Raw genomic sequence first — 12326 nt, forward strand, 5'->3', positions numbered from 1 at the left:
AGCGCCGGAAGCGAGCTGAAACATGCGTACTGAACTGGCCGAGAAGTTCGGCATCGAGTATCCGATCTTCGGATTCACCCCCAGCCAGGACGTGGCGGCGGCGATCAGCCGGGCCGGTGGCCTCGGTGTGCTGGGTTGTGTCCGCTTCAACGAGGCCGAGGAGCTCGACGAAGTCCTGGAGTGGATGCACGAGAACACCGACGGCAAACCGTTCGGCGTCGACGTGGTGATGCCCGCCAAGATCCCGACCGAGGGCTCGAAGATGGACCTCGACTCGATGATCCCGCCGGAGCACCGCGCGTTCGTCGAACGCACGCTCGACGATCTGGGTGTGCCCCCGCTCCCGGGTGGAGACCGGGTCGACGCCGGGGTGCTCGGCTGGTTGCACTCGGTCGCGCGCTCGCATGTCGACGTCGCGATGGAGCATCGTCGTAAGTACGGACAGATCAAGCTGATCGCCAACGCACTCGGCTCGCCGCCGGCCGACGTCATCCAGACCGCGCACGACAACGGCGTCCTGGTCGCCGCGCTCGCGGGCGCGAAAGAGCATGCGCTGCATCACGTCGAGGCGGGCGTCGACATCGTCATCGCCCAGGGCTACGAGGGCGGCGGGCACACCGGTGAGGTCACCTCGATGATCCTGTGGCCGGATCTCGTCGACGCGGTCGGTGACACCGCGCCGGTCCTCGCGGCCGGTGGCGTGGGCAGTGGCCGCCAGATCGCCGCGGCGATCGCGCTCGGTGCGCAGGGCGTGTGGATGGGCACGTACTGGCTGACGGCGGCGGAGTACAAGCTCGGCGTGCCGGAGGGTTCCGACAAGCCGTCGACTGTCCAGCAGGCACTGCTGAAGGCGACGTCGCGGGACACCGTGCGCCGCCGCATCTACTCGGGAAAGCCTGCGCGACTGCTGAAGACGGCCTGGACCGATGCCTGGGACGCCGAGTCCGCGCCCGAACCGTTGCCGATGCCGCTGCAGAACCTGCTCGTCGCCGAGGCGCACGCACGGATCTCACAGGCCGACAATCCCGATGTCGTCGCGATGCCGGCCGGTCAGATCGTCGGACGCTGCAACGCGATCACGCCCGTCGCCGACCTCATCGCCGACCTCGTCAGCGAGTACGAGGAGGCCGTCGGCCGGATGAACAAGACGCTGGGCGGCTGACCGGCCTGCCCAGCAGTCGACGCGACCGGCCGACGACGCGGCCACTCATGTCAGCGGACGTCGGCACGCAAGAACTTGGGATGATCCAGACGCCAGGTGATCGCCGCGGCGACCACCGCGACCACGGCCAGGGTCAGTAGCGAGTTCCGTTCGTCGAAGGCGTTGAACAGCAGGCCGCCGAATCCTGCACCGGCGAGGAATCCCGCGTAGGTGCTCAGGTGAGCGACCCATCCCCATCGCTTGGCGCCGGACACGTGCAACCCGGCGCCCTGGCCAATTTTCACCAGGGTGCCGGTCACGTAGGACAGAGGCATGACGACCTCGCCCTTGCGGCTGATCGAGGTGTTGAGTGCGCCGAGACCGAAGGCCAGGCAGAGCACCGGGCCGGCGCCGAATTCTCGGTTGCCGTTTTCGAGGTTGATGTCGATGAGCCACGCGGCGATCGTCGAGCCCGCGGTCAGCATCGTCGCCCCGTGCCGGGCTTTGCGCCAGACGTACATCCTGGCCAGGGTGGCCACGAACACGCCGAGAACGAACACCACCACGGTCAGCAGAGCGGTGAAGCCGAGCTGGTGGGCCCCCTTGACGTGTTCGAGCACCAGTCGCTCGCTGTTGCCCGTCATGAAGGTCACGTACCACCCGGAGGAGTACAGCCACGCCGCCGCGCCGGTGGCCCCGGCCAACGCGGCGAGGACGGCGGCGAGAATCATTTCTCGCCCGTCGTGGAAGGGGCCCAGCAGCTCCGTTCGGGTTGACTGTCTGCGGGAGTCGGATTCGGGTGCGGTGCGTTCGGCTACGGTCATCGGTCGGCTCCAGTCCTGTCGATAGGGCTGTGGTCGTGATCGGCTTTCGAACGGGGGAGTGCGTCCCGGCGGCATCGGCGGTCTGTCCCGTCGGGGAAGCCCGAATTGAGCGGTTCCCTATCTCCCAGAGCACCGGAAGTCGGCCGTCGGCGCCACGTGAGTCCGACCACATGCGGGACCAGCCGGGCAATCGGTCACCAATCGTCCTGTCTTCGGAACCAACGCGTCGGCACGACCGTTGCGTCGAGGCCGCCAGTCGTCTTGATCCCGCGGCAGCGGCCACCCCGCGCTGGTTGAGCCGGCTGGCTGGTGCCCGCGCGGTCGGCCACCCCCCCGCTGGTTGAGCCGGCACCGAGCGGAGCGAGGAGCCGAGTCGAAGCCACTGGGTGACCGGGCGAGTGTCCCCGACGGCAACGGCCTCGCCGCTTGGCTCAGGCTAGGGCGAGGTGTACTCGGCCCACAGGTCGTCGACGATGTCGGCGACGTCTGGCGGGAGGCAGCTGGCGTCGGAGCACGGCCCCTGCGGCATGGGGGTCGGTGCGATCAGGGTGCCGACTTCGGCGGGAAGTGTCAGCCGCGTGGTTCGTGCGGTCGACGGCTTTCCGGTCGGGCCAAGCGTGCCCCACTGTTCGATGCCGTCGAACCCCGGTACCGTCGTGCATCCCCAGTACAGGTCGTAGGCGCCGTCGGGCAGGACGGTGGACCCACTCGGGCCCTCGTCGGTGAACACCTCGAGCGCCACGGTGCGCGTGCCGCCCGGCGCGATCAGTGCGCGCGGGTCGACCGGGTTGACGTATCCGAAGGGTGGTCGCGAGTCGCTGTCGGCCACAGACCCGGCCGGGAGTCCGAACATCTTGCACCCGATCACCGCCGTGGACCGGTTCGTGACGGTCACGGTGACCGAGTTGCCCGACACCGAGGGTGTGATCGTCACGTCGTTCGGTACGGCGTTCGCGATCGTGGGGGAGAGGAGTGCGGCGGTTACACATCCGAGTGCGATGCCCAGGGTGCGGAGCAGGTACCTACCGGTCATGGTGTCCAGCCTCTCGTCGGGCGTACCGGTGCCAGTCTCACCCATTCGGAGCGCATCCACCACCAATGGACAGAATCCTCATCGTCCCGGCGGGCGCAGGTGTCGAACCGAGGGGGTTTGTGAGGCGGCGGTGTCGCTTCCTCAGGCGCTGGCGTACACGAGCAAACCCGCGAGAACCAGTACGTAAGTCAGGCTGCCGGCCACTAGGCCGGTGCCGATCTGGCGGGATGTGCCGGTGACGAGCATTGCCGCGCCGAGGACAAAGAGAAACAGAAACAGGAAGACGTTGGCGACCCACACGAACAGAAACGTGCACGGTGCCGCTACCAGCGTAAAGATCACTGTCATCGGAGTCGCGGGTCCGAAGAATCGGTTGTCGGGTGGCTCATCGCACGGGTTCACAGCCAACCCCCGTAGGGAATGACGGCCACACTCATGGTCACGGTGGCCGTCGTGATCGTGATAACCCAGCTGCGCGCAGCGGGACGTTTGACGATGGCGACGACACACGCGGTGGCTAGCGAGATCGTTACGAGGACGGGGAGAACGCGTGACGTGTCGGAGTTGAGCGCAGCGAGAAAGATCGCGACTGGCAGAAGCAACGACACGAGTGTCTGTGCCGCGTAGCTCAATTGGGTTGGCTTGAAAGATTCTCCGCCCACAGAGGCGACTTCGTCAGTCACTTCCATGTGACGTTTCTGGGTTGGGCGGAGCCGACAAAGACGATGTCGTGGACGGGCCGTCGCCAGTCTTGACGTAGTCGAAGAGTATCAGGATGCCAAGTGCGGCAACGAAGGTGAGGTACGCGACAGTAATCCCGGTACCGACTTGACGAGCCACCCCCCGATTCGCCATGAGCGCAATGCCGACGAATACGAACACGATATTGAGCAATATTCCGATCACCCACAGGTAATTCACCGCAATCAAAGCGAGGGTGATCGCGGCAACGCAGATGTAGGGCGTGATCGGTCCGAAGAATCGGTTGGCCGATTGGCGGTCGTCGCGATTTGTCACATCACACCAGTTATGAGGTAGACGGGCACCGCGGCCGCAACGACCACGCCTCCCCACGAGCGGGTGCGACGAGGTAGGGCAAGGGCGCATCCGATCAGCAACGTCGTCGTGGCCAGCACCAAGGCTATTACTACTCGGTTATCGGCGAATAGGAACGGAATGCCGAAACTCGAACATAGGATGGCAACGACGGTTGCCGTTTGGGCAGCGAAGACGCGTTGACCAGCCTGGTCGCCGGGTGGTGCGTTGCTGCTTGATTCGTTGGTCATGGACGCCGTCCTCATTTTTTTTGCGGTATCTGTCAATAACTCGTTTGAATGGTCATTTGGCCTGATTGACCCTAGGAGGGTCGTCCGCACCGCCGAACTCGGTCATCTCGTCGATGGGGTGGGGCGGTGGGCCGTAGACGACAGACCCGGCGTCCTTGGGGAATCGAGATAGATCTGAGGTGTATTGCCCATAATGATGCTGAGAGGGGAGGTCGCGCAGTGGCCCGTATTCCGTATGATCGCCAGCGTCGTCCTGGAACATTATTCGAGTACGACCGTCAGGCATGTACTGGTACGTCTCCATCGAGGGAAAGTCCGTTCTTTCACCCGATACGCTGGCACCGTCGGCGCCCGGCGTGACAATGGTCTGGCCCCGTACACTCCAACCGATGTCCTCTGTATGAGGTGGCGCCAGGGGATCGGACGCGTCATATTTGATTGCCACGGTACCGTCGTGCAGTTGGCTCGCATGGACGAAAGGTGTTCCGGTCTTGACGTTGCCATTCTCATCGACCGAAGGGTTTGCCGTGCCACGATCACGCCGTTCTCGTAATCGATGAAGTATGAGACGCGAGCGTCTTCTGGAGCGAAGTTCGGATCGAACCCGCGGGCGTCGCCGAGATTCCTCTTGAGTTCGAACTCGGAGAAGTTTAGCCCTGACACTACGCGCTCGGAGGGAATGAACAGCCCCGTGGCAACGACGCCCTGCCCGGGTACAGGATTGATCTTGATCACGCTGACAACCGGTGGGGCCCCTTTGTTCTTCGGATTGTAACTATGCGGGTCCAACGCGGCGGCCATCCGCCAGTCATTCTCACCAACCGGGACTCGTCCGTAGACTTCCCGGAACGCGTCCACTTGATTCGCCGCGCGCGTCATCGACCCGCTGGATGTGGCGATCGAAACCGGGGTGATGCCGCCAAGCGCAGCCAAAGCGGAGTTGACGGCTGCGCTCGTGTCGCTCACCGCCTGGTCCGCGGCGATACCGAGATTGCGCAAGGCGGTTTGATGTTGAAAGGCGACGTTCGCGTCGTACTCGGCGCCCGGCGGAGCCTTCGCTTTCTCGAAGGTCACCTCGTACTCGCGGCTTCCCCTATTCAGCACATAACCCTGGGACTCTGATGACGTTGTCCCGTTCTCGAGGGCGGTGACTGCTCCTTCGATGGAAAACGCGCCGCGGTTCATCGCATCGGCGAGATCGCCGTATTCGTCCGCGACGCCGCGGAGCCAGCGTGTGATGGCCTCCGCTCGGTCATCGGCTGGTCCTCTGGCCTTACCCGTCCACTCCGCACCCGTCAGGTTGAGGACTGGGTTTCCAGCCTTGGGTGCCTCGGCGTCGAGACGAGCCTTCATAGCGAAGAGTCCATTGGCGATGAACCGGAGTTGATCAGGCGTCCATGCCGTGACCTCGTTGTAGCTCGGCGGCATGCTACCGCGGTCCCCTCTCCGTGACGCCCAGGAGAATTTCAAGCGGAACTGGGTGGTCCGTCAGTGGGCCGGTCCTCGAAGGGAAGGCGATCGTGCTCGAAATGCGGTTTGCTCCGGATTGATCAGTGTCGACGGTGGTGTCGCGGGCGTTGATCACCAACTCAGCAAAAGCAGAGATTGCCTTCGAAGCATTCGACATCGACGTCTTGATCTGCGAATCACCGGAGCTCGCGATATCGCTCATGTCGTCGGTCGCGCCTCGGAAGGAGCCGGCGAGGCCGCCGAACGTCTGGGTCGCGTAGGTGGTCCCCAGTCCTGCACTGAGGTGCAACCCCCCGATGTTCGAAGCGCACTGTTGGATCTCCATAGCGGCTGTGACCAGCGCTGCCGGATCTACGGTCAGATCTGCCATCGTCTCCCCCCGAGAGTGTGCGTAGAAGCTAGCACGATCAGCGCATACCAGAACTGTGCGCTGTCAACGTAGTGCGTGACGATCGCGAACGCGGAACGCCGTCCACAGGGGGCAGCAGATCCGTATGACGTTGTGCCCGGAAACCGGGCACAACGTCATACGGATCGTGGGAGGGAGCCTACGTCGCGGCGCGGTAGACCCGACCGTCCCGAACCCACGTCGGTGGGGTGGCATCGGAAGCCAGGAGGCGTTTGACGGTCTTGAAGGTCGCGGTCTCGGGGAGTTCGTCGACGAGCCGCACCCGGTGCGGCCACTGTTTCGGGCCGAGATCTTCTTGCGCGGAGAGGAACTGGCTCAAGTCGTCGGCCGTGAGCACGTCGGCGACGAGGACCGCCTCGATCTCGTCACCGATCTCGACCGGCACGCCGTGCACCGCGACCTGCCGTATCGCCGGGTGACGCAGCAGGATTCGCTCGATGGGGCCGGTGCCGATGTTCTCGCCGTCGACGCGCAACCAGTCGCCGAGACGTCCGGCGAAGTGCAGGTAACCGGCGTCGTCGACCCAGGCGAGGTCGCCGGTGTGGTAGATCCCGCCGCGCATGCGGTCCGCGGTGGCGTCGGGATCGTTGTGGTAGCCGGCGAAAAGGCCGGGCCCTGAGAGGTTCACGATCTCACCGACCACGCCGGCCGGAACGGGCTCGGCGGTGTCGACGTCGACGACCGCGGTCGGTTCGCGCAGTGGGCCCAGGGCATCATCGGGTGTGTCAGGGGTGCGCGTGATGGCCACGCCGCCCTCGGTGGATCCGAATCCGTCGACGACGCGGCAGCCGAAGCGTTCGGAGAACCGGAGCCGATCGCGGGCAGATGCCTCGTTGCCGTACATGATCCGCAGTGGACTCGCCGCGTCGTCGGGGCGCGGATCGGTCGCGAGGATGTAGTGCATCGGTTTGCCGACGTAGTTGGCATACGTCACGCCGTACCGGTGGACGTCGTCGACGAACCCACGCGCGGAGAAGCTGCGCCGCAACGCGATCGACGCCCCGCCCGCCACCGCGACGCACCACCCGGCGATCATCGCGTTCGAATGGAACATCGGCATCGAGAGATACGCGACATCGTTCGGCCCGATATCGAAGCGATCGGCCAGCATCGGACCGCTGGTCGCGAAGGTCCGGTGCGTACACCGCACGGCCTTCGGGTCGCCGGTCGTCCCCGACGTGAAGATCAGCATCAACAGGTCGTCCGGCGACGCATCGGCAAGGGGTGCCGGCTCACCCGCGATCACCGCGGCCGCCCATTCGGGCGAATCGACATCGACGACGCGGGTTCCGCTCAGGTCGAGGCCGTCCAGCAGATGCCGGGTGTCGTCGCCGCACAGCACGATCTGGCATTCGGCACGGGCGATGTCGGCGGCGAGTGCGTCGCCGCGGCGGGTGGTGTTCAGGCCGACCAGCACGAATCCGTGACGTGCCGCCGCGGCGAAGAGCGCGCTGAACACCGGCGTATTCGGCAGCAGCACGCCCACGTGACGCGGGCGGTCATCCGACAACCGGCCGCGCAACACCCCGGCCAGCAACGCCGCATCGGCGAGATGATCGGTCCAGGAGCGAAATCCGTCTTCGAACCAGACCCCGCGGTCGTCGATCTCGATCAGCGGAGCGAGCAGATCGGCGACCGTCGAGGCTTGCGTCGCCGCGACCGGTCGGTTCACGCCGGCGTGGCGGCCAGTTCGGCTCCGATGGCCCGCACCGAGGCGGTCGCGGAGCCGAATGCGAACTCGTTGTGCTTGGCGCGCAGGAAGTAACGATGGACCGGGTGACTGGTGTCGAGGCCGACACCACCGTGCACATGTACGGCAGTGTGCGCCACCCGGTGCCCGGCCTCGGCGGCCCAGAACTTGGCGGTGGCGACCGCGTTCTGCAGTTCCGGGGTGTGGCCGGTCGAATGGTCGAGCAACCAGGCCGCCTGCGTCGTCGTGAGTGCCAGCCCCTGGGCATCGATGTACCCGTCGGCGAGACGTTGGGCGACCGCCTGGAACGACCCGATGGCGCGGCCGAATTGCTCGCGATCGCGGGCGTACTCGGCGGTGAGCTCGAGGCCGCGTTCGACGACGCCGGTCTGTTCGGCGCAGCAGGCCAGGGTCGCACGCGCGATGAGTGTCGCGGCCGTGTCGGCGCCGCCGTCGAGAACGGCGTCGTCGGACACCGGCGTGCCGTCGAATTCGACCTGCGCCGACGGGATCAGCCCGGTGGCGGGGGTCGGGGTGACGACGACGCCCGGGGCATCGGCGGCCACGAGCACCGCGACGACACCGTCGGGTCCGGACGCGGTGACCACGAACATGTCCGCGGCCTCGGCGTAGGGGACACCGACCTTCACGCCGGTCAGGTCACCGTCGGACGAGAAGGTGGTTGCGGGCGAGGTGAAGTCGGTGGCCAGGTCCTCCTCGACCGCGACCGTGAGCACCGAGTCGCCGGTGGCCCCGGACCCGAGGATCCGCTCCCGGAGTGCCGACGAGCCGTGCGTGGCGATCACCGGAAGGGCGGCGATCGCGTGCGGACCGAACGGTACGCGGGCCAGCACGCGGCCGAGTTCGGTTGCCACGAGCGCATTCTCGACGATCCCGAGGTCGCCGCCGGCATCCCCGGCCGTCTCGGAGGACAACTCGAGGCCCAGGAGTCCGGCGCCGCCGAGTTCGCGCCACAGGTCCGCGTCGAGCGCGGCACGAGCCGTCTCCAGTTCGGCGACCCGGTCGGGGGTGCTGATCGACGTCGCGATGTCGCGGGCCAGCCCGCGGACGTCGGCGCCGGATTCGGGAAGTGAGAAATCCATTATGGGAACCCTTTTCGGTGGGGATCAGCGACGCTGGTGCGGCAGGCCGAGGGCGAGCATCGCGATGATGTCGCGCTGGATCTCGTTGGTGCCGCCGCCGAACGTGAGGATCAGCGACGTGCGCTGGAACCGCTCCAGGCGACCGTTCAGGTGCGCGCCGGTGCTCCCGGTTCGCAGCGTCGCGGCCGGTCCGACGACCTCCATGAGAAGTCGGTAGGCCTCGGTGGCGAACTCCGTGCCGTAGACCTTCGTCGCGGAGGCGTCGGCCGGGCTCGGCGATCCGCCGGAACTCGCGACCGAGGCGATCTTCCAATTGATCAGCTTGAGGAACTCGACCTTGGCGTGGACGCGGGCCAGGTTCTGCTGCACCCATGGGGCGTCGATCACCCGATGCCCGTCGCCGGTCTTGGTCTGCTGAGCCCACGCGATCGTCTCGCGCAGGGCGGTCTGGATCGGCGCCGCGCTGCAGAGCGCGACCCGCTCATGGTTGAGCTGGTTGGTGACCAGCGGCCACCCGCCGCCCTCCTCGCCGACGATCGACGACGTGGGGACCCGGACGTCCTGGTAGTACGTCGCGCTGGTGTCCACCCCCGACATGGTGTGCACCGGCGTGTAACTGAAGCCCTCGGCGGTGGTGGGCACGATGAGCATCGAGATGCCCTTGTGCTTCTTGCCGCCCGGTTCCAGCGTCGACGGATCGGTGCGACAGGCCAACCAGATGTAGTCGGCGTAGGCGACCAGACTGGTCCACATCTTCTGGCCGTTGATGACGTAGTCGTCGCCGTCGCGGACCGCGGTGGTCCGCAGTGCGGCGAGGTCGGTGCCGGCGCCCGGCTCGGAGTACCCGATGGAGAAGTGCAGTTTGCCCGCCGCGATCCGGGGCAGGAAGTACGCCTTCTGCTCGTCCGACCCGTAGTTCATGATCGTCGGCGCCACCGAGTTGATGGTGAGGAACGGGACGGGAGCACCCGCGATCGCCGCCTCGTCCGTGAAGATCAGCTGGTCCATCATCGACCTGTTCTGGCCACCGAACTCGGTGGGCCAGCCCAGGGCGAGCCAGCCGTCGGCGCCCATCTGCGCGACGACGTCACGGTACGCGTCGCCCTCGCCGAGTTCACCGTCGCCGCCGGACAGAGCGGCACGACGTTCCTCGGTCATGAGGCCGGAGAAGTAGTCGCGGAGTTCCCTTCGGAGCTCGGCTTGTTGGTCGGTATAGGCGATGCGCATCGACACTCCAAGGGGTGGATCGGCTAGCGTCCGGTCCCCACTTATGGTCAAGTTGACAGACGAAGTGCTCGTGCACTTCTGAAACACGTTCTAACCTGTTCTCACAGCCCAGTCAACAGGTGACCCATCGACGAGGAGACGGTTCCGATGCGTATCAAGGCAGATTTCGACCTCTGCGAGTCCAACGCCATCTGCGTGGGGATGGCTCCGGACTTCTTCGATCTGGATGACAACGACTACCTGGTGATTCTCCAAGAAGACATCCCCGCGGACCGTGTCGAGGAACTGCGTCAGGTCGCCGCCAACTGTCCGAAGTCGGCGCTGACCGTCGTCGAGGACTGACCCGAGCGAAAACGCCGATCTGTTCCATCCATCCGTGAATCATGCTAGAACAGGTTCTAATTTTAGCTCAGGAGGAAATCGGGTGGGTTACACGTTGGACGGTCGCGTCGCGGTCGTCACCGGTGCAGGTGCTGGTCTCGGTCGCGCGGAAGCCATCGGATTGGCCGCCGAGGGGGCCACGGTCGTCGTGAACGACCTCCCCGCGGCGCTCGATCAGAGCGACGTGATCGACACGATCACCGCCGCCGGCGGCCGCGCGGTCGCGGTGCCCGGCGACATCGGCGACTCGGCCACTGCCGCCGCCATCATGACGACGGCGACCGACCAGCTCGGCTCGCTCGACATCGTCCTGAACAACGCCGGCGTGGTGCGCGACAAGATGCTGTTCAACATGACCGACGACGAGTGGGACCTGGTGATCCGCGTACACCTGCGCGGACACTTCCTGCTCACCCGCAATGCGGCGGCCCACTGGCGCGCGGCCTCCAAGGAGGCGGGCGGCCCGGTGTACGGCCGGATCATCAACACCGCCTCGGAGGCCGGGCTGCTGGGTCCCGAAGGGCAGGCCAACTACGGCGCCGCGAAGGCGGGTATCACCGCACTCACGCTGTCGGCCTCGCGTGCCCTCAAGCGATACGGCGTGCGCGCCAACGCGATCTGCCCGCGGGCGCGGACCGCGATGACCGCCGCCGTCTTCGGCGACGCACCCACCGACGGAGTGGACCCTCTCGATCCCGAGCATGTCGTGCGGCTGGTCACCTACCTCGCCGGCCCCGACTCCGACGCCGTCACCGGCCAGGTGTTCGTCGTCTACGGTCCCAAGGTCACCCTGATGGCCGCGCCGACCGTCGACGAGGTCTTCGTCGCCGAGGGTGATGCGTGGTCCGCCGAGGACCTCGCGAAGACCCTGACGGGACACTTCGCCGACCGCGATCCGGGACGCACATTCTCGGCAAGCGCTCTGGTCAACTGACCAATTCTGCTCGATTGTGCGTGATAGGTTTCGCGATGGTGCGAGGGTGAAGGGGGTTGGGCGATGCTGAGCAAACTGGCCACACCCCTCAGTGGAATCGGTGATTTCGTGGCGCTCGGCGTCGAGTCGGCGCGCGAGCTGTTCCACCGTCCGTTCCAGTGGCGGGAGACCGTCGAACAGTCCTGGGCGATCGCCCGCGTGTCGATGGTGCCCACCCTCCTGGTCGCCATCCCGTTCACGGTTCTCGTCAGCTTCACCCTGAACATCCTGTTGCGCGAGATCGGCGCGCAGGACCTGTCCGGCGCTGGCGCCGCTCTCGGCACCGTCACCCAGATCGGCCCGATCGTCACCGTGCTGATCGTCGCCGGTGCCGGCGCCACCGCGATCTGCGCCGACCTCGGCGCCCGGACCATCCGCGAAGAGATCGACGCGATGAAGGTGCTCGGCATCAACCCGATCCATCGTCTGGTGGTGCCGCGGATCGTGGCCTCCACCGGGGTGGCGCTGCTGCTGAACAGCCTCGTCTGCACGATCGGCATCGGCGGCGGGTTCATCTTCTCCGTCTATCTCCAGGACGTGAATCCCGGTGCGTTCGTGGCCAACCTGACCCTCCTCACCGGATTCGGCGAGTTGATGATCTCGATGGTCAAGGCAGCACTGTTCGGCCTCTTCGCCGGAATGGTGGGCTGTTATCAGGGCCTCAACGTCAAGGGTGGCGCGAAGGGCGTCGGCGATGCCGTCAACGAGACCGTCGTGTACTCGTTCATGGCGCTGTTCGTCGTCAACGTCGTGGTCACCGCGGTCGGTCTCAAGGCAACGGCGGGCTGA

Annotated in this window: 15 protein-coding genes; 4 read left to right on the top strand and 11 right to left on the bottom strand. The window is 66.0% G+C overall.

Going from position 1 to position 12326, the window contains the following annotated elements; all coding sequences use genetic code 11:
- Positions 1-22 precede the first annotated feature (22 nt).
- The gene (locus B1818_RS18715) at positions 23-1162 is read left to right on the top strand and encodes a nitronate monooxygenase family protein (protein WP_078113619.1); all 1140 of its coding nucleotides are present in this window, start codon (positions 23-25) and stop codon (positions 1160-1162) included.
- Positions 1163-1212: 50 nt separating this feature from the next.
- Here B1818_RS18715 and B1818_RS18720 read toward each other — a convergent pair whose 3' ends face one another.
- The 11 genes from B1818_RS18720 to B1818_RS18765 all read right to left on the bottom strand — a co-directional run bounded on the left by B1818_RS18720 (position 1213) and on the right by B1818_RS18765 (position 10183).
- On the bottom strand, positions 1213-1965 hold the full coding sequence (locus B1818_RS18720) for a DUF1275 family protein (protein WP_065629755.1): 753 nt from the start codon (positions 1963-1965) through the stop codon (positions 1213-1215).
- A gap of 436 nt (positions 1966-2401) precedes the next feature.
- Positions 2402-2998 (bottom strand): hypothetical protein, encoded by a 597-nt coding sequence (locus B1818_RS18725; RefSeq protein ID WP_078113653.1) that lies wholly within the window; start codon positions 2996-2998, stop codon positions 2402-2404.
- A gap of 141 nt (positions 2999-3139) precedes the next feature.
- Positions 3140-3346: a hypothetical protein gene (locus tag B1818_RS18730; protein WP_058253556.1), complete on the bottom strand. Its 207-nt coding sequence runs from the start codon at positions 3344-3346 to the stop codon at positions 3140-3142.
- Between the two features lie 50 nt (positions 3347-3396).
- Positions 3397-3687: a hypothetical protein gene (locus tag B1818_RS18735; protein WP_058253555.1), complete on the bottom strand. Its 291-nt coding sequence runs from the start codon at positions 3685-3687 to the stop codon at positions 3397-3399.
- Positions 3674-4015, bottom strand: a complete 342-nt coding sequence (locus tag B1818_RS18740; RefSeq protein ID WP_068972596.1) for a hypothetical protein — start codon at positions 4013-4015, stop codon at positions 3674-3676. Before B1818_RS18740 ends, B1818_RS18735 begins: the two co-directional genes overlap by 14 nt.
- Positions 4012-4284, bottom strand: coding sequence for a hypothetical protein (locus tag B1818_RS24005; RefSeq protein ID WP_139114248.1), 273 nt, complete (start codon positions 4282-4284; stop codon positions 4012-4014). The genes B1818_RS18740 and B1818_RS24005 overlap by 4 nt, the downstream gene beginning before the upstream one ends.
- A gap of 261 nt (positions 4285-4545) precedes the next feature.
- Entirely contained in the window at positions 4546-5712 is a 1167-nt protein-coding gene (locus tag B1818_RS18745) for a hypothetical protein (protein ID WP_254859760.1), read from the bottom strand.
- A 1-nt stretch (position 5713) separates the two neighbouring features.
- Entirely contained in the window at positions 5714-6124 is a 411-nt protein-coding gene (locus B1818_RS18750) for a hypothetical protein (RefSeq protein ID WP_078113620.1), read from the bottom strand.
- Between the two features lie 178 nt (positions 6125-6302).
- Positions 6303-7835, bottom strand: a complete 1533-nt coding sequence (locus B1818_RS18755; protein ID WP_078113621.1) for a long-chain-fatty-acid--CoA ligase — start codon at positions 7833-7835, stop codon at positions 6303-6305.
- A complete protein-coding gene (locus B1818_RS18760; RefSeq protein WP_078113622.1) occupies positions 7832-8956 on the bottom strand; it encodes an acyl-CoA dehydrogenase family protein in 1125 nt (374 codons plus the stop codon). The genes B1818_RS18755 and B1818_RS18760 overlap by 4 nt, the downstream gene beginning before the upstream one ends.
- A gap of 24 nt (positions 8957-8980) precedes the next feature.
- Positions 8981-10183 carry an acyl-CoA dehydrogenase family protein gene (locus B1818_RS18765; RefSeq protein ID WP_058253575.1) on the bottom strand — a complete coding sequence of 401 codons (1203 nt, stop codon included), beginning with the start codon at positions 10181-10183 and terminating at the stop codon, positions 8981-8983.
- 147 nt (positions 10184-10330) lie between these two features.
- On the opposite strand from B1818_RS18765, the gene B1818_RS18770 reads away from it, so the two are divergent.
- The 3 genes from B1818_RS18770 to B1818_RS18780 all read left to right on the top strand — a co-directional run bounded on the left by B1818_RS18770 (position 10331) and on the right by B1818_RS18780 (position 12326).
- A complete protein-coding gene (locus tag B1818_RS18770) occupies positions 10331-10525 on the top strand; it encodes a ferredoxin (RefSeq protein WP_065629750.1) in 195 nt (64 codons plus the stop codon).
- Positions 10526-10607: 82 nt separating this feature from the next.
- Complete coding sequence (locus B1818_RS18775) at positions 10608-11498, top strand: 3-oxoacyl-ACP reductase (RefSeq protein ID WP_078113623.1); 891 nt, start codon at positions 10608-10610, stop codon at positions 11496-11498.
- 63 nt (positions 11499-11561) lie between these two features.
- On the top strand, positions 11562-12326 hold the full coding sequence (locus B1818_RS18780) for an ABC transporter permease (RefSeq protein ID WP_065629749.1): 765 nt from the start codon (positions 11562-11564) through the stop codon (positions 12324-12326).

The sequence above is a fragment of the Gordonia sp. IITR100 genome (assembly GCF_002009645.1).
GTDB lineage: Bacteria > Actinomycetota > Actinomycetes > Mycobacteriales > Mycobacteriaceae > Gordonia > Gordonia hongkongensis.